This is a genomic window from Hungatella hominis (assembly GCF_014288005.1).
Classification (GTDB): Bacteria; Bacillota; Clostridia; order Lachnospirales; family Lachnospiraceae; genus Hungatella; species Hungatella effluvii.
In genome coordinates, this window is the sequence record NZ_JACOPB010000004.1 from 128,013 (window position 1) to 150,991 (window position 22,979).

Consider the following 22,979-nt stretch of genomic DNA (forward strand, 5'->3'; position numbering starts at 1 on the left):
CTTTCCCTCTCTCCGAATACTAATAAATTCTCTTTGCAAAAACATCGTGAAGACGCTCTATGGATACCTTCGGTTTTCTGTCCTCCGTTAAAAGCCCGTTTACCTCCTGCATGACATCCGTCAGCTGGGTATAGCAGAAGCCGTTGAAATGGCCGCTGCGGATTAAGAATTCCGTAATCGGCTCCAGGATTCCAAGAAACTGTTCCTCATCCTTTACTCTTCCGTAATATCCCCAGGAGCCTTCCGCTCCGTCTCCTTCAAAGGCAATGCCTCCGTACTCGGTTAAGATAACCGGCTGTCCCTGATAGCTGTTTCCTTCTGCAAACAAGCGGCGGGACTCGCAATACGTCTTTAATACGTTCTCCATATCATCATACTTTTTCTCCGTTTGCGGGAAAAGAGCGTAATCGTGAAGGGCACAGATATCCGTGTCACTTACCTGCTCCCAGCCATCATTGGCGCTTACGAGGCGGACCGGGTCCATGGCTTTTAACAGGTACGTCAGCATACGGCAGTAATTCTGCTGCTGTAAATTCCCTCTTATGGATCGGACTCCCCAGCTCTCATTGACCGGGACCCAGGTCACGATACAGGGATGGTTATAGTCACGTTTAACAAATTCCATCAATTCCCTGGAAGAGGCTTCCATCGCATTGTCATTGAATTCGTAGGCGCTCGGCAGCTCGCCCCATACCAGAAGCCCCATCTTATCCGCCCAGTAATAGTATCTCGGATCTTCGATCTTCTGATGTTTTCTGGCGCCGTTAAAGCCCATCGCCTTTGTCAGACGGATATCCTCCTGGATGGCCTCGTCACTTGGCGGCGTCAGTATGGATTCCGGCCAGTAGCCCTGGTCCAGTACCAGACGCTGGTAATAAGGGCTGCCGTTTAAGCTGATGATTCCATTTTCCCATTCAATACTTCTCATTCCGAAGTACGCCGCCACCTCGTCGGCACACCCGTCTTTACCGGTTATTTTCACAATTAAGGTAATCAGATTCGGCTCTTCCGGAGTCCAGAGCAGCTCTCCCCGCCTTATATCATAGTCCGGGAATGCCAGGCTTAACTTGCCGTAGCCATGACGGCAGGGAATCGTCTGCCTGCATAGAAATACGTTGCCATTCTCCAGATAAGCCGTAACCTCTGCTTCCACCTCTTCATCACAGGAGACAAACACTTCACAGAGAGCCGTCAAATCGCTTAACTGCGGTGTTGCCTTCACTCTTTTTAAATAGCATGCTCCTGCGTACTCCAGCCAGACACTCTGCCAGATACCGGTAACAGGGGTATACCAGCAGCCGAATTTCTCGCCGGTCCATGTCTGTTTTCCTCTCGGTTTGTCACTGTTTGTATCGTCCACGGCCTTTACCGTTACTTCATTGATTCCTTCTTTTACAAGTTCTGTAATGTCAAGTTCAAAAGAAGTATAACCGCCTGCATGGCCGCCTGCATAGACACCGTTAATCCATACGGAGGCCTCGGAATCCACTGCGCCAAATTTCAGCAGAAGACGTTTTCCTGTAAGCCTTTCAGCTTCCACAAGGAATTCACGGCGGTACCATACCACATCATGGTCCTCCGTCTCTCCAATGGTGCTCATGGTGGACTGATAGCAGAATGGAACTGTAATACTCCGGTCGAACACCGGCTGATCAAAGGAAAACTGCCAGGTCCCGTTTAAAGGACTCCACTCATTTCTCACAAAATCCGGACGCGGAAATTCCGGGCGCAAAACTGCATTCATCTCTGTACCCACGTTTTTATCTCCTCTTTGCATACATAATTTTTGCTGCTTTTCACTCCGCAGAGCATACGCGCTATCCCTTTAATCCCTCCGTGCTGATACCATTTACCAGATATTTCTGAAAGAATACAAATATAAGGAAAATCGGGATAATAGACAGCGTAGCCATGGCGAACATGGCGCCCCAGTCAGTAATTGAGGTCGGGTCTGCAAACATTTTAAGAGCCATCGTTACCGGATACATGCTCGGCTTGTTTAAATACAGAAGTGACCCCATGAAATCATCCCATTTCCACATGAAGGAGAAGATAGCGCAGGTCACAAGAGCCGGTACGATTAGCGGTATGATAATGCGGATAAAAATATCCAGGTAGCCGCATCCGTCAATTTTAGCAGCCTCATCGAGATCCTTTGGAATTCCATATATAAACTGAATAATCAGAAATATAAAGAAAGATCCGCCAAAAAAGCTGGGTACGATCAGGGGCAGGAATGTGCCTACCCAGCCCAATTTGTTGAAAATAATATACTGCGGAATCATAATAACCTGGAATGGAAGCATCATGGTAACTAGCATGCAGATAAACCAGAAATTACGTCCCTTAAACTTCAGTCTTGCAAATCCAAATGCAATAAATGCCGAGGAAAAGACAGCGCCGATGGTTCCCACGGCAGCGATAAAGAAGGAATTTTTAAAGAATGTGGCAAAGCTGATCTTCGCAAATCCGCGCCAGCCGTTTGCATAATTTTCAAAATGGAATTCCTTTGGAATCAGGCTGCTTGCACTGCTGAATATCTCATTGTTTTCTTTCAAGGAGCTCATAACCATCCACAGCAGCGGATAAATCATCGTAAGTCCGCCTAAAATAACCAGAATTGTGGTTATCACCTGTCCGGCGCTGACTTTTTCCTGTGTCCTTACGGAACTGTTATGTTTCATGCGCATCACCCTTCCTTCGATTCATTATAAACCCACCTGGTTGACGACTGAAAGATCAGAGCCGTCAGAATACCAATTACCACGAGCATAAACCAGGCCATGGCGCTGGCGTATCCCATCTCATGAAACTCGAAGGCCCTCTGATACTGGTAAACACAGTAGAAACGGGTTGAATCCCTGGGGCCGCCGCCAGTAATCACGAAGCTCTGTGTAAAGGCCATAAACGCATTAATCGTCTGCTGCACCAGATTAAAGAAGAGAACCGGCGTCAGCATGGGAAGCGTAATGCTTATAAATTGTCTGAACCTGGAGCCGCCGTCTACGGTAGCCGCCTCATAAAGACTGGCCGGAATCTGCTTTAAGCCCGCAAGAAAGATCAGCATGGAAGAACCGAACTGCCATACGGCGAGGATAATCAGGGTCCAGATGGCTGTATCCTTTCTTCCCAGCCACGAGGTGTCGCCCGGCAGCCCCACCAGAGCCATAAGAGCATTTATGACACCGTCGCTGGCAAACAGTCTTCTCCATAAAACGGCTACGGCGATACTTCCGCCCATGATGGAAGGCAGGTAGTAGACCCCTCTCATAAAGCCTGTAAAACGAGTATTTTTTAAGAACAGCATGGCAACGGCCAGTGCCATAATAAGCTTTAGAGGAACCGATACTGCTGCGTAGAAGAATGTGACTCCGAAGGTTTTCCAAACCTTCGGGTCAGCCGTAAACATTCTTATGTAATTTTGGAGTCCAATAAATTTCGGACTTCCCAAAACATCGTATTCTGTAAAAGAAAGATATAAAGAAATCAGAATGGGAACCGCGGAGAATGCCAAAAAACCGATAATAAATGGCATAATAAACAGATATCCCGCTACTGCTTCCCTTCTCACTGCGGAGTTCATCCGCTTTTTATTTTTCATCACTGCGCCACCTCCTGGCCGCCATCACCTTTGCATGAGTCCGAATTATTCTGCCGCACCCTTTTGAAGCAGTTCAGTCGCCTGCTCATAGAAGCTATGAGCCGCTTCTTCCGGAGTAATCTCCTGGTAACGCACTGCATCTGCCAGATCGCTGATCATTTTGCCAATTTCCGCCGATGCAGGAGGGAACGGAGGATCGATTTCCGTAGCTACTTTTGCAACCTCTGCCACATAAGCATTGATTCTTCCAGTGCACTCATCTACTACTCCATTAACAGCTTCTGTCACAACACTGGAGATCGGCACGCCTCTCTCTCCCTTTAATGCTTCTGTGTTAGCCTCTACAGAGTTTGTCAGGAAGTTGATGACATCTGCCGCAATTTCCGGATTCTCAGAGTCTTTCGTCACACTATAAAACTGAGACGGCTTAACGAAGATCGGCTGTGAAACTGCATCTGCTTCTGTCGGGTACATATAAATATCGTACTGTACATCATCTTCGCACTGGGCAATGGTATTGACAATCATGTTGGAGTTAGTCAGCTGGCACCACTCTTTTCCTGCTGCAAAGTTGCTTAACTGATTGGTAGATGATTCTGCCATGACCTCCGGGGAAACATGGAAGCCCTCATCAAGCGTCTCCTTCAGTCTGGTGTAATAACGAAGGGCTACCGTATCATCCGGCATTCCGAGTGCTGTTCCGTCTTTCGTAAACATAGTCTGTCCAAGGGCTCTTGCCATAAACAGCATGGACTGTTCATCGTTGCTTGGAATCGCGATCTGCTGGCCGGTTATTTCATAAATCGTTTTTGCAGCTGCAAAGAACTCTTCATAGGTTGGCTGTTTGGGAAGTGTTACACCAGCTTCTTCCATTACTGCGGTATTAACTAACAGCGCTTTTGCATTGGTTCCTGCTACAATGGCGTAGGTACCTCCATCGATCTCACCACTCTTCATAATACTGTCTGGTACGTTAGTGGTATCAATCACACCGCTTTCAATATATTGATTCAAGTCTACTAACTGCCCTTTTTCCTGATACTGGCTTAAGAATGCATAATCCATTTGAATAATATCCGGAAGATTTCCTCCTGCCGCCTGTGTGGCCAGTTTATCCCAGTAACCATTCCAGTCAGAGAACTCCACTTCAAATTTTACTTCCGGATGCTCTGCTTCATACATCTCAAGAGCCTTAACGGTTCCGTCATTTCTGGTCTGATTTCCCCACCAGCATACACGGATTACGGTCTGTCCCTCCGCTGCTGCCCCTTTCGTTGTTTCAGCATTTCCTGCTGTCGTCCCTTTTGCGGATCCTTCTGCCGCTTTTTCTGAATCCTTAGAACCACACCCTGCCAACATGCCCGCTGCAAGGACACTCATCATAGCAAGTGCTGCTACACGCTTCCAAACTTTCATAATTGTCAACCTCTCTCCTTCATGATTTTGATTTTCATTGCTGGTAAAATCATATCACGCTTTTTCATACATTTTAATCAATTTTCTTTACCAGTTTTGTTCAATTTCATTACCTTTTACACAAACAGCCTGTACTTTCAGCCGAAATCATGCTATATTACAAACCTAACACAGGATATAATCCGGCATTTTATACAGGGGATACTGCTTATGAAGCTTCAACATTTTACATATTCGTTTAACGATCTAAAACTAAAACACAGACTGATACTTATTATTATCGTTGTGGCCGCTACCATTACCGGTTTTACTTTATTTGGGTTCAGTTATGTCATCAACCAGTATAACAAACTTCTGTATGGCCAGACCGCCAACTCGCTTTCCTTCGTCTCTGACGAATTCATGTATCAGCTGGAAAGTATTGAAACAGTCTCCTCCTATATCGCTTACGGTTCCGCCTTTCAGGAAAACCTGGATGTCTGCAGCACCTCCAAATCGTCGCCGCTTCCTGCGCAAAAGGCAAAAAATGAAATTATCGCTATCTTTAACCAGTATTATACGTCTGACATGGTTCATCTAACTACCTTTACACCTAATGGAAAGAATATCTGGTGGGGGAAAACAAGCTATTCTGAATCGGAGGAAGCCACTGGGCGTCTGATGGAGGCATGTGATAATGCCAACGGGCGCCTGGTCTGGCGTCCTTCCGAAAAAGGTGCCCGCCTTCTCTGCGCCCGCAAAATACTAAAGGTAAAAAATTTAAGTTTAAAACCCATGGGATACTTAATTATTGAAATTGACTTACAGGATACGGTACAGGACATCTTAAAGTCCCGCTATTCCAACGGTCAGCATTTTGATTTATTCATCAGCAGCGGTGAACAGCTGATCTATCCGGCCGACAATGAAAGCTATCTCCGTCATTACCAGAAGCTTTTCTCGGATACCCAGCCCTACGCCATTAAAAATATTAACGGCAGGCGCATGTTTATAACCTTTGCAAAACTGCCGGTTGAAAACGGAACGTGGCGAATCTCCCTGGCTGTTCCCTATGATAATATTTTTCATTCTATTAACCGGTTGATTCCTGTGTTCGTGTTTTCTCTGATTCTGTCGATTTCTATTGCTACATTTCTGGCCGGACGCATTGTAAAAAATATTTCCTATCAGTTCAACATGCTGGTGGAAAAAATGGAGCGGATTAAAAAAGAGGGAATTATGAAACCACAGACTGCACTGACGCCATCCACCAACAGTCAGGACGAGATGACCATTTTAAACGCATCCTTTGATCAGATGGTTGTAGAGTTAAAAAAGCTGATTGAGGACAGCTATGTAAACGAACTTCTCATCACCCAGGCAAAGCTTAAGGCACTGGAGCAGCAGGTAAATCCCCATTTTCTCTACAATACCTTAAACAGTATTAACTGGCTGGCTAAGAGAGCGGGGTCAAAAGATATATCCACCATTGCCCAGTCCCTGGGAAGCATGCTTCAGAGCACATTGAATAACCAGGAAAATATGATTTCCATTGAAAAAGAGCTGGAAATCGTATCCTGCTACGTCAAGATCCAGCAGATCCGGTTTGACGACCTGGTAGTAGAAATGAACATCGATCCGTCCGCACTGGAATCAGAGCTTCCAAAGATGACCATCCAGCCTTTGGTGGAGAATGCCATTCTCCATTCTCAGGAGGAACCGCAGGATGAATACGTGATCCGTCTTTCCGTTACGGAGGAAAACAACACGTTCATAAAGGTGCAGGTGGAAAACAGCGGTTCCTTCATCGATAACCGGATTCTGGAGCATCTAAAGGATCAGACGGTGAAACCGAAAGGAAATGGAATCGGCCTCCTGAATATCGATTCCCGCCTCCGCATCCTGTTCGGAGACGATTGCCACTTAAATTTTGATAACAGAAATAATATGGCCATTGTGTCATTTTCAATTCCCAGGAAGGCAGAAGCCTCCTCTTCTGACCTATCATGAAAGGAGTATTACTATGCATAAATTACTAATTGCAGACGACGAAAAACTTATCCGTGAAGCCATTGTGGAATTAATCGACTGGGAGGCCCTGGATATCCAGATTACCGCAAGCTGTAAAAATGGCATGGAAACCCTGGATGCAATCATGGATACGGCGCCGGACATTGTAATGACCGACATCCGCATGCCCGGCTTGGACGGACTGGACTTAATCGAGAAGCTCCAAAGCCTGGATTCTCATATTCAATTCATTATTCTCACCGGATACCCGGAATTCGACTACGCACGCCGCGCAATAAAATACGGTGTTCGTGAATACTTATTAAAGCCCATCAGTGAGGAGGCGATCATAGAGGCTGTAAACCACGTAAAAAAGTCTCTCCCGGTCTACAGTAACCCCGGTATTGCCGATCTTGTATCCCGTCTTTTAGTCTGCCGCCAGGAAGGGAATACAGAACAGGCCCGGCTGCTGTTAGACCACTTTTTTACTCATTTTGCCACACCGGCAGAGCTGCGCCCTGTCGGCCTCAATCTGCTAATGGAGCTTCATACCCAATTCCTGCCGCCTTCCGCCGAAGACCTGTCTCATTTTACGGAACAGATACTGAGCGAACAGAATGTGATGAATTTGAGAGACATTATCAGCAGACAGATTATAAGCCTTCTGTTTACCGACAACAAACAGAAATCAGCTTTTGCGAAAACGTCTCTTGCCGATACAGTGAAGGCTTATGTGTCCGCTCACTTAGACGATGAAAATCTTTCATTAAAATACATTGCTGAAAATCTGCTGTACATCAATGTCAGCTATCTGAGCCGAACCTTTACGAAGCAGTCCGGTGAGAAATTTTCCAATTACATAAACCGAAGCCGCATCGAGAAAGCCCAGAGACTTCTGCGCCAGAGCGGCGCTGATCACATTCACGTCATCGCGGAAGCTGTGGGATTCGGCAGCAATCCACAGTATTTCAGCCAGGTATTTAAAAAATATACAGGCTCTACGCCGTCACAATTTGCAGAAAATAAATAGGCTGCTCCCGCCGTACTTCACCCGACGCCGCGCAAAAGCCCCGAAACCTTTTTCGGTCCGGGGCTCTATCATATCATGTTCCTGTATTATGTTCTTGTATCGTACTCCTATTATATTATTCCACCGTCATATATGTCCCCAGCCCATCAAACTGGCTGCCATAGTTGACTGCCTCCTCATACTGGTTAGACTGCAGCGCCAGATTCACGGTATTGCAGATGCATCTCTGCAATGCTCCAGGCTCCAGAGTTCCCTCCTTCAGCTCCTGACGGATATTGTCATGGTCTGCTTTCACGCCCGGCATTACCATATCATTGCCTGCCCGCATACAGCCCGCAGCCGTGCATACGCCTGCGGTGGATGCTGTGGTGGTGGTCCAGTCTGTCATGATTGCGCCTGCAAAGCCCCACTCGTCTCTGGCGGCCTTTGTGCAGATATCGTAGGAATTTGCTGCATGGACACCGTTGATCTGGTTGTAGGACGTCATAATCGACATGGGCTGTGAATTCTTCACTGCAATTTCAAATCCCTTTAAATAAATCTCGCGCATCGCTCTCTCTGAAAGGACAGAATCAGACCCCATACGGTTATCCTCCTGATTGTTGCAGGCAAAATGCTTGATCGTAGTTCCGCATCCCGGAATTTTCTGAACGCCGAGAGTGATTGCGGACGCCATCATACCGGACAGAAGCGGATCCTCAGAATAGTATTCGAAGTTCCGGCCGCAGAGCGGATTCCGGTGAATATTCATGCCAGGCGCCAGCCACAGCGTCACGTTAAACAGTTCCATCTCACGGCCGATCATCTCCCCAACTTCCTTCAGAAGACTGACATCCCATGTCTGTGCCAGAAGCGTACCGACCGGGATTGCGGTACAGTACTGATAGTAGGTTGTGCCTTCCGCCTCTTCCGGATCGGCAAAGAAGCCGCCCTCAAAGGCCTGGAGGAACCCGCCTTTTTTGATCATACCGTCCACTACCTGATACGTCTTATGGAGCCTTAAACCGGCAGGTCCGTCTGCCAGTACCATGCTGGCCACGTTCCATGGGGAATCTATTGCAGCGGAGGATGTCTCAGCCGCAGCTCCCGGCACCGTAAGTCCTGCGGAGCCAAGGGCGCTTTCCTGGCCTTTTCCAGGATCGCCTGTGGCAAGTGCAATCAGCTGTTCCTCGGATAAGGTGCTCACGATCTCTCCGGCTTTTCCTTCCGTCACGCCTAAGTGTTCCGGATACACGGCCGTTTCTGTCACGATCTGGTCCGCACAGACCGATATGCCAGGAAGCTTTAAGGATTCCGCCAGACTCTTCCACGCTTCCTCTTTTGCCTTCATCTTGCCGGCATCCGGCACCAGTTCCGTTAAGTCTTCTTTTCTCTCACAGATCGTTTCGCACTGCACCATCACGGCGTCCGCGTCGAGACAGATCGTAGCGGATAAGCTGGAGGCTTCCAGGGAACTCCCCACCCAGACGCCATATGTACCCGCCTCCAGGATCCATGCCGCCTTATCTTCATGATAGGAGGCCAGCTGATACAGCGGGAAGGTAATCGTTAAATCCTGGGTCTCGTCAGGAGATAAAAGCGCGGTCTTTCCGAATCCGGCCAGACGGCGGAACTCTTTTGGCATATCATTCTGCGGACAGGATACGTAGACTTCCACAACTTCCTTTCCGACATACGTATGTCCGATATTCTTCACGGAAGCCGTAACCGAGATTTTCGGCTGGTCTGTATCCAGACCGGAAGCGCTGATTCCGGTTCCCACAACGGAAAATTCCGTATAGGACAATCCGAAGCCGAAACCGTAGCGAACCGGCACATCGAAGGTATCGAAATAACGGTATCCGACGAAAATTCCCTCTTCGTACTTCTCCGTCTCTATGTTGCCGTTCTTATGGCTGAAGGTCTGGGCATTGGGGTAATCTGCGTAGGTATAAGCCCAGGAATCCGTCATTTTTCCGCTTGGATTTACGGTGCCGGAAATAATATCTGCAAACGCCGAACCGCCTTCCTGACCGGCCTGCATGAACTGCACGATGGATTTTATATTTACAAACTCCTCAGTAAAGGCCAGGTCAATCAGACCTCCCGTATTGATAACGAGAACTACGTTGTCATAGGAAGCAGAAACCTGTGCCAGAAGCGCTTTTTCTTCTTCTGTGATGAAGTAATCCCCTTCCGTATCGTGACGATCCGCATTTTCCCCCGCAATACGGCTGAGCACAAATACCGCGGTATCGGCTCCATCGGCCTTTGCAGCCTCCTCGTCGATCGTATTGCCGCATGGAACGACAAACGGTGTGGTGGAGTACGCCTGGAAAAAGTTGCCGTTATACTGTTTCAGTTTATCCAGGACCGCCTCTTTCCAGGCCTGTCTTGCATCCGCGTAAATGGTCTCATAAGAGGAGAGCCATGCATCGCTTGTCACTTCATAGCCTGCGGCCTTTAACCCCTGATAAATGGAAACACAGTCCCGCTCATTGACATCGCCGGAGCCGGTGCCCCCTTTTATGGTCTTAACTGCCCCTGCTCCGTAAAGCCCGATTTTCCCCTTTGCAGCGAGCGGCAGCAGATGGCCGTCATTTTTTAAAAGTACAAATCCTTCGGAAGCCGCTCTGCGGGCGATCTCCCTGTTTTCCTGCTCTCTTTTCGTTACTGCGTCTGATGTGGAACCGGTAAATGTCCTGTTTTTTAACTTCATATCTGACCTCCAAATGATATCTGTCTGTTTTTCTCTATTATGCACGATTGCCTCAACGGCCGCTAGATACTTTTTTAACCTTTTATAGGTTGATATTGATATAATTGCAAACTTTTAGTAGAATAAAAACAGATATTCCTGTCACTATTGATATACAGCAGAGAAAGGAACGCAGGATGGACCACATCATTCACGAAGAAGTTTCCGAGAACATCAATCTGCCGGCGAAACTGGAACTCGTCCATTGTATGCCCATGACCATACCGGCTCACTGGCACGAATACTTAGAGATCCTGTGCCTGATCGATGGGCGGCTGACGGCAGTCATTCAGGCCGAAACGTATCAGCCGGAGCCGGGAAGCCTGCTGGTCATCAATTCCAACGAACTTCATATGACACAGACAGCAGGCCTTACCACCTATGTGCTGCTTCAGATTTCGGCGGAGCAGATGAGGCGCTTTTTCCCCAATTTTGAGGCGCTCCATTTCCAGACACTGATCACGAAAGTGATCCAAAGCCCGGATCAAAAGGAGATGTTCATCCATTTGAACGCCATGGTGAGCGAATACGAAAGACAGACGGACGGCTATCAGCTTCTGGTAACCGCACATCTCTATGAGTTTCTCTATTATCTCTACCGCTGCTGTTCCCATTGGAACGAGTCCGGAAGCGATGACGATTCCAGCCGGGATATGAAGCGGATTGCCGGAATTATGGACTATGTCCGCCGGAATTTCCGCAGGCCGCTGACGCTTAACGATGCCGCCGCTTCCCAGGGCCTAAGCCGGGAGTATTTCTGCCGCCTGTTTAAGAAATATACGGGCCAGACATTTCTGGCATACGTAAATTCTGTGCGCACCATGAATTTTTACGAAGAGCTCCTGAAATCAGATGAAAGCATTACGCAGCTGATGGTACAGAACGGCCTTACGAATTACAAGGTCTTCATGCGGGTTTTTAAGGAAATGTATGGGACAACTCCGCAGAAGATACGGAAATCTGCAGCAAAATCCGCAGCAAAAAATGCCGCAGAATCACTTTTTACTCCGTGATTTGCGGCATTTTATATTTACTGATTTATGATGTATTATGCGATGGTCTCCGCATACTTCCTGATGTTGGAGGCATTGGCGATCTTCTTTACCTGGCCATCGCTCACGACTACCAGGGTAGGCGCCTGCATGATGCCAAGCTGCTCCGCCAGCTCTGCGTTCTCCTCTGCATCCACCACCTCATAATCCACATCCTTTAAGAACTGCTTTGCCATCTTGCAGTTTGGACACGTCTTGGTCGTGAAGAGGTAGGAACCAGCCGGAATCTCTGCGTTGTGAACGGCTTCCTTCACCGTCTCCGTACTCTTGTTTCCCTTCTTCAGTACTGATCCGGTGATGTCGTAGGTGGTACGGTTCTTGTATTCTTGAGTCTTGCCCTCGTTCCAGTTCTGTACCGGTCTGTAGTAGCCGGTGATACGGCTGTAGATCTCAGCGCGCTTTCCGCAGATCGGGCAGACGCTGTGTTCGCCGATGAGATAGCCATGCTCTGCACAGATGGAATACGTCGGTGACAGCGTGTAATACGGAAGCTTGTAGTTCTCCGCAATGGTGCGCACCAGTCTCGCCGCGGCCGCCCAGTCAGGAAGCTTCTCACCCAGGAAGGCATGGAATACGGTTCCCGAGGTGTATAAGGTCTGCAGCTCATCCTGAATATCCAGAGCATCGAATATATCTGCCGTATAATCGACAGGCAGATGAGAGCTGTTGGTATAGTAAGGCGTATCCCCTTCGGCTCCGGCCGTCTTAATATCCGGATATCTCTTCCTGTCATGCTTGGCCAGACGGTAGGTCGTGGACTCCGCCGGTGTGGCCTCCAGATTGTATAAGTCGCCATATTTCTCCTGATAATCAGAAAGGCGCTCTCTCATATGGTTTAATACGTTCTTTGTAAATTCCTGTGTCTGTATACTTGTCATGTCTTCGCCCAGCCATCTGGCATTGAGGCCAACCTCGTTCATGCCGATTAAGCCGATGGTGGAGAAATGGTTTTCAAAGGTTCCCAGATATCTCCTGGTATAAGGGTACAGTCCCTGGTTCAGCAGCTTGGTGATCACTTCCCGCTTCGTCTTTAAGGACCTTGCGGAAACGTCCATCATATGGTCCAAACGGCTGTAGAAATCGGCCTCGTCCTTTGCCAGGTAAGCGATTCTCGGCATATTGATGGTTACGACGCCCACCGATCCGGTACTCTCGCCTGATCCGAAGAACCCGCCCGTCTTCCTGCGCAGCTCCCGGAGATCGAGGCGCAGACGGCAGCACATACTTCTGACATCGCTGGGTTCCATATCGCTGTTTATGTAATTGGAGAAGTAAGGCGTACCGTACTTGGAGGTCATCTCAAACAGCAGTCTGTTGTTCTCAGTATCAGACCAGTCAAAGTCCTTGGTGATGGAATAGGTCGGAATCGGATACTGGAATCCGCGTCCGTTGGCGTCTCCCTCGATCATCGTCTCAATGAAGGCCTTGTTAATCATGTCCATCTCTGTCTTACAGTCTTTGTACTTGAAGTCCGCTTCCTTACCGCCTACAATAGCCGGAAGCTCTGCCATATCGCCCGGCACGGTCCAGTCCAGCGTGATGTTGGAGAACGGCGCCTGAGTACCCCAGCGGCTTGGCGTATTAACGCCGTAGATGAAGGACTCGATGCACTTCTTCACCTCCGGGTAGGTTAAGTTATCTATCTTTACAAAAGGAGCAAGGTAGGTATCGAAAGAGGAAAATGCCTGAGCGCCTGCCCATTCATTCTGCATTATGCCTAAAAAGTTAACCATCTGGTTGCAGAGCACGGATAAATGCTTTGCAGGGGAGGATGTGATCTTGCCCGGAATGCCGCCCAGACCTTCCATGAGAAGCTGCTTTAAGGACCAGCCCGCGCAGTAGCCTGTCAGCATGGACAAATCGTGGATATGGATATCCGCATTCCTGTGGGCATCCGCGATCTCCTGATCGTATATCTCGGACAGCCAGTAGTTTGCCGTAACCGCGCCGGAATTGCTTAAGATCAGGCCGCCTACGGAATAGGTAACGGTCGAGTTTTCCTTGACACGCCAGTCCTCCACCTTCACATAGCTGTTCACCACATCCTTATAATCCAGAATGGTATTCTTCATGTTACGGATTTTTTCTCTTTGTTTTCTGTATAAAATATAGGCCTTTGCCACATCCGTGTAACCGGTCTGCTCCAGGACGTGCTCAACGCTGTCCTGAATCTGCTCAACCGTTACCTGGCCGTCTCTCATCTTTTCCTGAAAGTCCGCCGTAACACGGAGGGACAACAGCTCCAGAATCTCATTGTTAAAATCCTTCTTTGTAGCCTTAAATGCCTTCTTTATCGCTTCCGTTATCTTATTCAGACTGAATTCAGCGACCTCCCCATCTCTTTTCAATACTGATATCATTTATACCTGACTCCTTTCCTTTTACAACCCTGACACCGCCTTAACCGGTGCATTGTTTATTATAGCAGAAGAGAAACAAAAACACAATATCTGGTTTCGCAAAAAACATTAAAACCATATATTGTGTCTTATTATGTTTTCTTATAAGCTTCGAGTCACTTATTGCAAAACTGCGAACTGTCTGTCAGTATAGCACACCTTACACAGTTTCTCAACCACCAATTCGACCGGTGTGCTCCGCAGCCGTACATTTATGCTTTTTACCATTTTATATCAGGTTTGCATACATCTCTGCAGGCACATAGGCGCTGACAAAAATACCGTCGTCCCGGTACTCTTCCTTCAGAAGCTGGCCGTATTTCCGGATCAGCTGTATCTTTCCGGCATCCTGATAGGGGTATATCCGCTCCAGGAATACTTTCCGGCTCCTCAAAATACTCTCCAGCAGATTCAGGAGCTCGTCCAGTCCCTCCCCGGTCTTTGCCGAAATCTTCACCTGGTAATCGGAAGATAAGTCGCGGGGGATCCTCATCTCACCTGCCGCGTCTATCTTATTAAAGACTGTGATCACTTCCTTGTCGTGAACGCCCAAATCCTTCAGCGTCTCATAGACCACATACATCTGCATATCCATCTGGGGATTGGAACAGTCCACCACATGAAGAATGATGTCCGAGTACTTTGCCTCCTCCAGTGTGCTCTTAAACGCCTCGATCAGATTATGGGGCAGCTTCCGTATAAATCCGACCGTGTCAGTCAGAAGAATCTGCTCCCCGCCGGGAAGCTCTAAGTTTCTCGTCGTCGGATCCAGCGTGGCAAAGAGTTTGTCCTCCGCCAGAATTCCGGCGTCCGTAAGCGTGTTGAGCAGCGTGGACTTTCCCGCGTTGGTGTAACCCACAATGGCTGCCACCGGAGTATGGTTCCTTGTCCGCTGCTGCCTGGCCACGTCCCTGTGGCGCTTCACATCCTCCAGTTCCGCTTTCAGCTGGCCGATCCGGTCGTGAATCAGGCGACGGTCCACCTCCAGCTTCTTCTCGCCGGGACCTCTCGTTCCAATTCCGCCGCCCAGACGGGAGAGCGAATTTCTCAGTCCCACCAGTCTGGCCGCCCGGTACTTCAGCTGGGCCAGCTCCACCTGGATCTTACCTTCCCTGGTCGTCGCCCTGGAAGCGAAAATGTCGAGAATTACCATGGTACGGTCCATCACCTTCGTATCCAGTGCATCCTCCAGATTCCGAAGCTGTGCGGGCGACAGCTCGTCGTCGCAGACAATGCCAGTGGCATTCAGCTCCCAGACGCGCTCCTTCACCTCTTCGATCTTTCCCTTGCCCAGATACGTCCCCGGATGAATCCGTTCCCGGTTCTGGATGATCTTGTCCACCGTGACGGCTCCCGCCGTCTCCACAAGCTCCTCCAGCTCCTCTAAGGAGGCTGCTGCCAGGCTTTCCTCTTCCGTGCTCACGGCCACGAGAATGACCCGCTCTTCGATTTCCTTTAACTCCACTAAATCAGCCATTGATCTCCTAATCCATTACCTTGTCTTTAAAAACTCCAGTTCCCGCGCGGCTTCTTCGTCCGAGCTGTTTCCTGCCACATACTGCTCCATCAGCTCCCGCGCCTTGTCAAAGTCTCCCTTGTACTCGTATGCAACCGCCTGATTGTAGATCAGGTCCGGCACCGAGGCGGCGTCCGGCTTTAATAATCCCTGGGCGAAATAGGTAATAGCCGTCTCATAATCCTTTTCCCCGAATTTGCAGAGACCCATCCGGTTGTACAGCTCGGCATTTTCGATTCCTTCCGCCTGGGCGCTCTCATAGAGCGTCATGGCCTCGGCAGAGGCTCCCTGGTTCTCAAGCGCTGCTCCGGCCGCGAGAATCGCCTCCGCCCTGCCCGGAGCATTCTTCTCTGTATCCAGTTCGGCCGCACGCTTATAATCGTCCAGCGCCCCGCTTAAGTCTCCTGTCTGCGCTTTGGAGACGCAGCGCATGTTCAAATATTCCGGCCGCTCCTTATCCACCTGGATCAGGATACCGTAGGTATCCGAGGCAGCCTGGTAATCTGCGGCGCGGTATTCCGCCTCCGCACGGTACTTCAGTACGTCGATATCGAATGCGCCCACCAGCGCGTTGGAGGCATTAATCGCCTCGTCGAAAGAAGCGATCGCACTCTCATAATCCCCAGCATTCAGCGCTTCTATTCCCGCATCGCGGTACGTATATTTATTTTCACTCTTTCCGCATCCTACGGTTAAGCTCATGCATACGCCTGCCGTCAGGAGGAGAAGCTTTAATCTGGAGCCCATTTTTACTCTGGAACATGTTTTCATTTTAAATTCTCCATCCGGGGAGGTTACTGCTTTCCGGTACTTCCGTGGCCTCCGCGGTCCTCATGGTCAAGCCTGTCCGTTTCCTCAAATGACAGCTCCGGCTGGTGCTTCATGATGCGGAACTGGCAGATTCTGTCATTGACGTGAATCACCGTGTCACGAAGGGCATAAGCTGGGAAAAACCACTGGTCATTGTCCCCGCAGTACGTCTCATCGATGACTCCCATGCTGTTCGTCTGGATCACACCGTAATTCTTAAACGTGCTGCTTCTCGGCACCACATGGGCCTCATAGCCGGCCGGCAGCTCCATGGCGATTCCAAGCGGAATCAACTGAAACTCTCCCGCCTTCAGTTCAATCTCTTCCGCCGCGCGTAAATCGATCCAGTCGGATTTGCCTCCAATGTAGCATAAACGCTCGATTTTATCTGTAAAATATTTTATTCTGATCTTCTCTGTCACTGTATGTCCTCCTGATTGTGAGCACGGAACGGCTGTCTCTCAGCCGCCTGCGTGCGGTAATTATTCTGTGTTTCCACCGTCCTCACGGGTTACAGCCGCTTCCGCGATCCCATCTCCCAACTCGGTGAGCGGGATTTCCTCCAGAAGCGCCTCATCTTCGGGGAGCAGCTCTCCGCTTCCCTTTAATTCCTCCTCCACCTCCATGCGGATCTCGGCAGCGGTTTCGGGGTCCGGAGTGGGGAGGTTCTGAGTCGAGCCAATTCCGAACCTGCGAAGGAACTCTTCCGTCGTGGCAAACAGTGCTGGGCGGCCCGGAGCGTCGAGGCGGCCCACCTCGTATACCAGGTTGTATTCCACCAGCCTGTTCACCGCGTGATCGGACTTGACGCCGCGGATCTTCTCGATCTCCATCTTCGTGACCGGCTGCTTATAGGCGATGATCGACAGCGTCTCCAGCACCACATCCGTCAGCACCTGTTTTTTCGGGGTGGCAGCCACACGGATGAGATTCTCATAATACTCCGGCCTGGTGCACATCTGGTAGCTGCTCTCCAGTTCGATAATCTGCATCCCCTTCCGTCCGGCTTCATACTGCTTCATGAGCCGTTTTACGACGGATCTTGCCGTCTCCTCGTCCTGTCCGATCGCGGCTGCCAGCTGTCTCACCTCGACGGAATTACCCATGGTAAATAAGACCGCTTCGATCACGGCCTCATACTCCCGCTCTTCATTCGTAATCTCTCTCAGTTCCTCAATCGGCAGCGACTCCTGCGCTTCCCACTTCTTCTTCATCTTTTTTATACCCTTCGATATCTTCCTCTAACTCCGATAAGTCCAGATCCTCTTCCTCGCCTTCCGGCTCCAGCGTCTCAATAAACATATCGTCGAATAAATGCTCCTGGGTCAGATGAATCTTACCGATCTTCATCAGCTCCAGAAGCGCAAGAAACGTCACCACGACCTCCGTCTTGTCCGCCTGCCTTTCGAGCATTCCCCGGAAAGAGAATTTGCGGTGCAGCCTGGCATAACCCAGAACCGAGGCGATCTTGTCCTCCAGACTCACCGGTTCTCTCGTAATATTACCGAACCGGCTCCTCACAGGGTCGATCCTGTCCTCTGTCCTTTTCATCACAGACTTGAAAATCTCCTGAAGCTTTGCCAGCGTCAGGCCGTCCAACAGGCCATCCAAGTCCACCGGCGGCTCATACTTTGCCACCTCCGGAGGCACCGTAGGCCCCTTAAAAAGCAGGCGATCCGCGCCGACCTCTTTCTCCTTCAGTTCAAACGCCATGTATTTGTAATACTTATATTCCAGAAGACGCGCCACCAGTTCAGCCCTCGGATCTTCCTCCTCGCCGTCCTCATTCACTTCTCTCGGCAGGAGCATGCGGGATTTGATGTCGATGAGCGTCGCCGCCATCACCAGGAATTCACTGACAATGTTTAAATCCTCGGTCTCCATGTGGCTCACGTAATCGAGATACTGCTCCGTAATCGTCACAATAGGAATGTCATAAATATTCAATTTATTCTTTTCAATCAGATGGAGCAGCAAGTCCAGAGGACCCTCAAAATTCTCCAGCTTATAGGATATTCCCATAGTTTCCTCCCGGCATCAGAAAGTAAGCGCTACCGATTAGTATATCAAATCCATCGGCTTCTGTAAATATTTAACCTGTTTTTCTCTTTAAATCCACCACCACAAGCTGCGGTTTGTTGTTCAGCCTGATATTGATGGAATGCGTTCCCAGGCCGCGGCTCACGATCATGTACTTCCCGCTCTCCTCAAATGTTCCGGCGCACCACGGCAGAAAGAACTGAAACTGAGGGGTCATGACCCCGCCCAGATACGGAAGGCGTATGGTTCCCCCATGAAAATGGCCGGCCAGAGTCAAATCGGCGCCCCATTTCCGGCAGGAATCGAAAAAGAGGGGCGAATGGCAGAGTAGGATTAAAAACCGCTCCTGTTCAGCCGGTCCCGCCAGCCGTCCAATCTCCTCCGGCCGCAGATGGTCGGGATGGAACTTCTTATAATACCGTTCCGCCAGATCGATTCCGGTGACGGCGATATCATCCCGGAACTCCATAGTCCTGTTGGAAAGGTAACGGACTCCCATTTTCTTTATCTCCCTCACATAGATGTCATACTGCATCCCGAAATTCTTCCGTTCCCGGTTCATCCTTGTCTCATGGTTTCCATTGCCGTAATAGACGGGGCAGCGTTTCGTCAGTTCCCCAATCAGTTCCAGGGATACCCGCAGATCCGCGCTTTCCCTGCTGACCATCATGTCGCCCCCGATCAGGATCACGTCGGGTTTTACCTCATCGACCGCATGGAGCAGGCGTTTATTATGATCTCCAAACTCATGATCATGTAAATCAGAGAGAAACACCATCCGGCAGTCTCTCGTAATCTTTTCAGTCAGAATCTCCGTCCTCTCTACGGAAAGCTGCTCCCTCTCATACTGCGAGCGAAGCAAAAGTCCCGCTCCTGCAGCGGCGGACAGCACACCGGCGGCAAGCCACATATCATTCTTCCTCATCTTTCACCAGTCTTCCACTTCATTTTATTTAATATTATTTCATTTTATTTCTTTTGACAGCTTTTGATTTTGTATCATCATACACTGAAAAAGTATGCCGCGTCAAGGCAAAGCATACTTAAGCTTTCGCGTTTATCCGAACAGGCTTTCCTGAATGGGCTTTCCTGAATGGGCTTTCCGTGAAACGAAAAAAGCCGCTGTACCGTTTTGTGGTACAGCAGCCTATTGGGAACCGGATTATGCCAGATGATGCTTCAGTAGCCGAATGCAAAGACAATTGCATGCTTCGCAGTCTCTGTCTGGACCGCGGCCAGACCGTCGTAACCGCCCGCCGCTGGTCAGGCCCTTGATGATAAATCCGGCACTGATAACCGGCAGCACGTTTCCTCCAATCCCAATCAGGAAAAAGCCCAGGGTATTGCAGAATGCTCCGATGATCGCAGAGCTCTGCGGGTATACGAATATGAACTTCTTTTATCGGAAATTCAAAGAAATGTATGGTATGAGCCCGAAGCAGTACAGGGGCCGATAGCCCCCGCATCGTTACCAGATCAAAAAGTCTTTATTCAAAAGGCGGAGAATTCCTTCCACCAAAAAGTAATCTCCATAGATAACAGGCACCTCCCGGTCGGCGGCCCGGTCGTATCTGGCGGAGCCATGGGAGACAATCGAATCCTTTTTGGGGTCCCACTCACAGTACTCATCTGTAACCGCCTTTAAGCAGCGGATAGCCGACTTCACGTACAGATTTTTTTCCAGCGGCTTTACGTGTCCGGCCAGTTCCAAAAGTCCGCACGCGGCGCAGACTCCCGCCGTCGTATCCAGGTAGCACGGCTCCTCCGGCGCCCGGAAATCGATCAGCGGCACATATCCGTTTATCGCCGCGTTGGCGCAGAAATAGTGAGCCACCCGCTTCGATGCGTCCAAATACGCTGTATTTCCGGTATATCGGTAGGCCAACGCCATGCCATAGACGGCCCATGCCTGCCCCCGGCTCCAGGAGGAACCGCTCTCATAGCCCTGACCGCCCGGATTTCCCAGATATTCTCCGGTCTCCGGGTCAAATTCCACCAGATGGTTGCAGGAGCCATCCGGCCGGATGATGTATTTCAGCGCCATGTCGGTATGGTTCACTGCGATCTGACGGAGTGCGCTGTCATGAAGCTCTCCCGCTGCCCAATAGAGAAGCGGCAGATTCATGAGGCAGTCCACAATTGCGATTCCGGACCGCTCCCCGTTCCACGCCCTTAAGTATCCGGCCTTTGGATTGTAGCGGCCTGCCAGAATTCCCGCCGCGTGAAGGCCTCTCGTTCTGGAAGCCTCGCTGCCGGTCAGCCGGTAGTCGGCCACAGCGGTATGCAGCCAGAGGAAGCCCACATCGTGATCCAGTTTTATATAGGAAGCGAGAGCCTCATCCAGCCGCACCTCGATTCCCTCCGCGGCCTTTCTGTAACATTCCTTTCCTGCCGCATGATACATCTGCCACAGAATTCCGCTGTAGAACCCATTTGTCCAGGCCGCAAGCTCCTTCTTTCCCATATCTTCGTAGACGCCGTTTACAGGAACATAGGGCATCATGGAGCCGAGACGGAGACACTGGGCCTCCAGCTTCCGTTCTAATTTCCACCAGATTTCCTCCGCCCAGATATGGGTCTCACCATCAATCTCCCAGAGCATAACAGTTTCCTCCTCCGATCACAATCTTCCGATCCGTAAATTCTGTTTCCACCAGTGTCCCGATCTCCATTTTTCCTGCCGTAACCGCGAAACGGACTGCCGGTATACAGACATTGGGGAAAATGAGATTCATATTGGGCAGAGCCGTAATGACAACGCCGTCTCCGTCTCCATGTTCGGCTTCGATCCGGCTTTTGCCATGATCATCGGATACCTCCGCAGCTCCTCTTCCCTCCGTCTTTTTCGTCTCTTCCATACAGTTGGGATAGGAAAAACCGCAGTCATAGGCCACGCAGGATATGGTGCTGGTTATCTTATGTCTGCGCTTATGACCGCCTTTCACTGGCAGAAGCCACGTCTCCACTTCGATGCCCTCCACCGGGCTCCATCTGGAATAAACACCGTTCTCCGAAACACGGTATTCCAGACACGCCCTCCGGACGTAGTACATACCATGCGCGTAAAAAGCCAGCATGCTGTCGGTTCCCGCCTGCTCCAGCTGATGAAAGGAGCGGGATACGCAGAATCCAAATACGGACGAATAGGCAAACTTGGCGTATTTTTCCGCCGCAAACGGATGCTCCATCACCGGATACTGGCCTGCGGTCAGGGCCACAACCTCGTGTTTCCGGTGACACAGCACCATGTCGCATTCCTTCACCGCAAGAACCTCCGAAAGCTTCGGAAGCGGCTCGCTTTCTGCCTTCCAGAACGGATGGCTGTCAGGCAGGGCCAGGCATACGAAGGTCTTAAACGACCAGTAGGGCGAGCCAGGGGCATTGTAGCTCTCCGACATCAGCAGATTCGGATACGTATAACCGACGGTGAGGACACCTCCATTGTCAAAGACCGGCTGCGCCATCCAGTATTCCATGTGGCGTTCCAGAATCCCCTTCATCACCCCCCATGAAATGCACTCCACACCGGCCAGGGCGCAGGCGCTGAAGAACGCTGCCTGCGCGAAGCGGTAGGTTAAGGAACGGCCAAAGGGAAGCGCCTTCCCCTCATCATCAAACCAATAGAGAAAGGTCTCTGCAAATTTCGCCGCCCGGCACTTGAACCGTTCTGCAGTGCCCGGATCGTCCTGTCCCATGAAAGCCGCATAGAGAAGGCAGTAAAAATGAATTCCAAAGGATGTGTAGTAATCCTTTTGCGGCCGTTTTCCATCGGAATACCAGCCATTTCCAATATAAAAGGATTCGTACCGGTCCATGGCATCCTTTACCTGTTCCTCACTCCACTTCCTCCCCACGCTGCGCAGCGCCAGGTTGGTGATCACCTTAAAGTACTGCCAGTTGTTGTCTGCCTGGGAGTACCGGTTGATCTGATACAGCCAGTCCGCCAGACGGTTCTTTTCCTTCTCTTCCAGCGGATCCCACAATTTTTCCGGTACCATCAGGATCCCGTAGCTGATCGCAGCCATTTCGACCATCCGCTGATCCTTGTCGTGTAAATCCCCCCAGTATGCCTCCGACTCCGGGTCCGTGCCCGCAGAGAGGCCTTTCCGGTAAACCGGCAGAAGACTTTCATCCGTGCCTCCGCCGGCCCAGTACGAAACCAGCCCCCACAAAACCCTTGAAAATCCCTCCATGCCGGTGATCTGGCTGCCGTATCCAGCCGCGGCCGCCCCCAGCTCCAGATGGGCGCAGTCTTTGCTGTAGTGTGGTTTGAGCGGTTCTGCCATATTTAACAGCAGTCCCTGATAATACGCCTTGTCTCTCATTTTCTTTCTCCTCCTTCACTCTATAAAAATGGAGGCTGCTGCAAAACGCCGCCATCCGTACCAG

General features: G+C 50.1%; 19 protein-coding genes. 5 read left to right on the forward strand and 14 right to left on the reverse strand.

Translation table 11 applies throughout. The features are described 5' to 3' along the window. Positions 1 to 19: 19 nt before the first annotated feature. From H8S75_RS11115 to H8S75_RS11130, 4 genes are all read right to left on the reverse strand, one after another. Positions 20 to 1,756 (reverse strand): glycoside hydrolase family 2 protein, encoded by a 1,737-nt coding sequence (locus H8S75_RS11115; protein WP_187021590.1) that lies wholly within the window; start codon positions 1,754 to 1,756, stop codon positions 20 to 22. A gap of 61 nt (positions 1,757 to 1,817) precedes the next feature. Beyond that, complete coding sequence (locus tag H8S75_RS11120) at positions 1,818 to 2,690, reverse strand: carbohydrate ABC transporter permease (RefSeq protein WP_002600504.1); 873 nt, start codon at positions 2,688 to 2,690, stop codon at positions 1,818 to 1,820. After that, a complete protein-coding gene (locus tag H8S75_RS11125; RefSeq protein WP_187021592.1) occupies positions 2,690 to 3,601 on the reverse strand; it encodes a carbohydrate ABC transporter permease in 912 nt (303 codons plus the stop codon). Before H8S75_RS11125 ends, H8S75_RS11120 begins: the two co-directional genes overlap by 1 nt. 45 nt (positions 3,602 to 3,646) lie before the next feature. Beyond that, the gene (locus H8S75_RS11130; protein WP_187021594.1) at positions 3,647 to 5,017 is read right to left on the reverse strand and encodes an ABC transporter substrate-binding protein; all 1,371 of its coding nucleotides are present in this window, start codon (positions 5,015 to 5,017) and stop codon (positions 3,647 to 3,649) included. A gap of 210 nt (positions 5,018 to 5,227) precedes the next feature. Here H8S75_RS11130 and H8S75_RS11135 point away from each other — a divergent pair, with 210 nt between their 5' ends. Continuing rightward, positions 5,228 to 7,006, forward strand: coding sequence for a sensor histidine kinase (locus tag H8S75_RS11135; protein WP_187021596.1), 1,779 nt, complete (start codon positions 5,228 to 5,230; stop codon positions 7,004 to 7,006). Between the two features lie 13 nt (positions 7,007 to 7,019). Then, positions 7,020 to 8,036, forward strand: coding sequence for a response regulator (locus H8S75_RS11140; protein WP_187021597.1), 1,017 nt, complete (start codon positions 7,020 to 7,022; stop codon positions 8,034 to 8,036). 115 nt (positions 8,037 to 8,151) lie between these two features. Here H8S75_RS11140 and H8S75_RS11145 read toward each other — a convergent pair whose 3' ends face one another. Further along, complete coding sequence (locus tag H8S75_RS11145; RefSeq protein WP_187021599.1) at positions 8,152 to 10,734, reverse strand: glycoside hydrolase family 3 protein; 2,583 nt, start codon at positions 10,732 to 10,734, stop codon at positions 8,152 to 8,154. A gap of 176 nt (positions 10,735 to 10,910) precedes the next feature. Here H8S75_RS11145 and H8S75_RS11150 point away from each other — a divergent pair, with 176 nt between their 5' ends. Continuing rightward, on the forward strand, positions 10,911 to 11,786 hold the full coding sequence (locus tag H8S75_RS11150; RefSeq protein ID WP_187021601.1) for a helix-turn-helix transcriptional regulator: 876 nt from the start codon (positions 10,911 to 10,913) through the stop codon (positions 11,784 to 11,786). Positions 11,787 to 11,821: 35 nt separating this feature from the next. Here the strand turns inward: H8S75_RS11150 and H8S75_RS11155 are convergent, their stop codons facing one another. From H8S75_RS11155 to H8S75_RS11185, 7 genes are all read right to left on the reverse strand, one after another. Beyond that, positions 11,822 to 14,185, reverse strand: a complete 2,364-nt coding sequence (locus tag H8S75_RS11155) for a ribonucleoside triphosphate reductase (RefSeq protein WP_187021602.1) — start codon at positions 14,183 to 14,185, stop codon at positions 11,822 to 11,824. A gap of 268 nt (positions 14,186 to 14,453) precedes the next feature. After that, a complete protein-coding gene (gene hflX, locus H8S75_RS11160) occupies positions 14,454 to 15,701 on the reverse strand; it encodes a GTPase HflX (RefSeq protein WP_117621779.1) in 1,248 nt (415 codons plus the stop codon). 15 nt (positions 15,702 to 15,716) lie between these two features. After that, positions 15,717 to 16,511 (reverse strand): tetratricopeptide repeat protein, encoded by a 795-nt coding sequence (locus H8S75_RS11165; protein WP_187021604.1) that lies wholly within the window; start codon positions 16,509 to 16,511, stop codon positions 15,717 to 15,719. 23 nt (positions 16,512 to 16,534) lie between these two features. Further along, positions 16,535 to 16,972 (reverse strand): dUTP diphosphatase, encoded by a 438-nt coding sequence (locus tag H8S75_RS11170; protein ID WP_187021606.1) that lies wholly within the window; start codon positions 16,970 to 16,972, stop codon positions 16,535 to 16,537. Between the two features lie 60 nt (positions 16,973 to 17,032). Next, a complete protein-coding gene (gene scpB / locus H8S75_RS11175) occupies positions 17,033 to 17,764 on the reverse strand; it encodes an SMC-Scp complex subunit ScpB (RefSeq protein ID WP_187021607.1) in 732 nt (243 codons plus the stop codon). Then, positions 17,724 to 18,572, reverse strand: coding sequence for a segregation and condensation protein A (locus H8S75_RS11180; protein ID WP_187021609.1), 849 nt, complete (start codon positions 18,570 to 18,572; stop codon positions 17,724 to 17,726). Before H8S75_RS11180 ends, scpB begins: the two co-directional genes overlap by 41 nt. A gap of 70 nt (positions 18,573 to 18,642) precedes the next feature. Then, positions 18,643 to 19,500, reverse strand: a complete 858-nt coding sequence (locus H8S75_RS11185; RefSeq protein ID WP_187021917.1) for a metallophosphoesterase — start codon at positions 19,498 to 19,500, stop codon at positions 18,643 to 18,645. Positions 19,501 to 19,694: 194 nt separating this feature from the next. Here H8S75_RS11185 and H8S75_RS11190 point away from each other — a divergent pair, with 194 nt between their 5' ends. Together H8S75_RS11190 and H8S75_RS32675 are read left to right on the forward strand one after the other, a co-directional pair. Next, positions 19,695 to 19,865 carry a hypothetical protein gene (locus H8S75_RS11190; protein ID WP_187021926.1) on the forward strand — a complete coding sequence of 57 codons (171 nt, stop codon included), beginning with the start codon at positions 19,695 to 19,697 and terminating at the stop codon, positions 19,863 to 19,865. An 83-nt stretch (positions 19,866 to 19,948) separates the two neighbouring features. Beyond that, positions 19,949 to 20,047: a helix-turn-helix domain-containing protein gene (locus H8S75_RS32675; RefSeq protein ID WP_279288667.1), complete on the forward strand. Its 99-nt coding sequence runs from the start codon at positions 19,949 to 19,951 to the stop codon at positions 20,045 to 20,047. A gap of 11 nt (positions 20,048 to 20,058) precedes the next feature. On the opposite strand, the gene H8S75_RS11200 is transcribed toward H8S75_RS32675, so the two are convergent. Continuing rightward, complete coding sequence (locus H8S75_RS11200) at positions 20,059 to 21,192, reverse strand: glycoside hydrolase family 88 protein (RefSeq protein ID WP_187021612.1); 1,134 nt, start codon at positions 21,190 to 21,192, stop codon at positions 20,059 to 20,061. After that, positions 21,176 to 22,915 carry a DUF2264 domain-containing protein gene (locus H8S75_RS11205; RefSeq protein ID WP_187021614.1) on the reverse strand — a complete coding sequence of 580 codons (1,740 nt, stop codon included), beginning with the start codon at positions 22,913 to 22,915 and terminating at the stop codon, positions 21,176 to 21,178. Before H8S75_RS11205 ends, H8S75_RS11200 begins: the two co-directional genes overlap by 17 nt. Between the last annotated feature and the right edge of the window lie 64 nt (positions 22,916 to 22,979).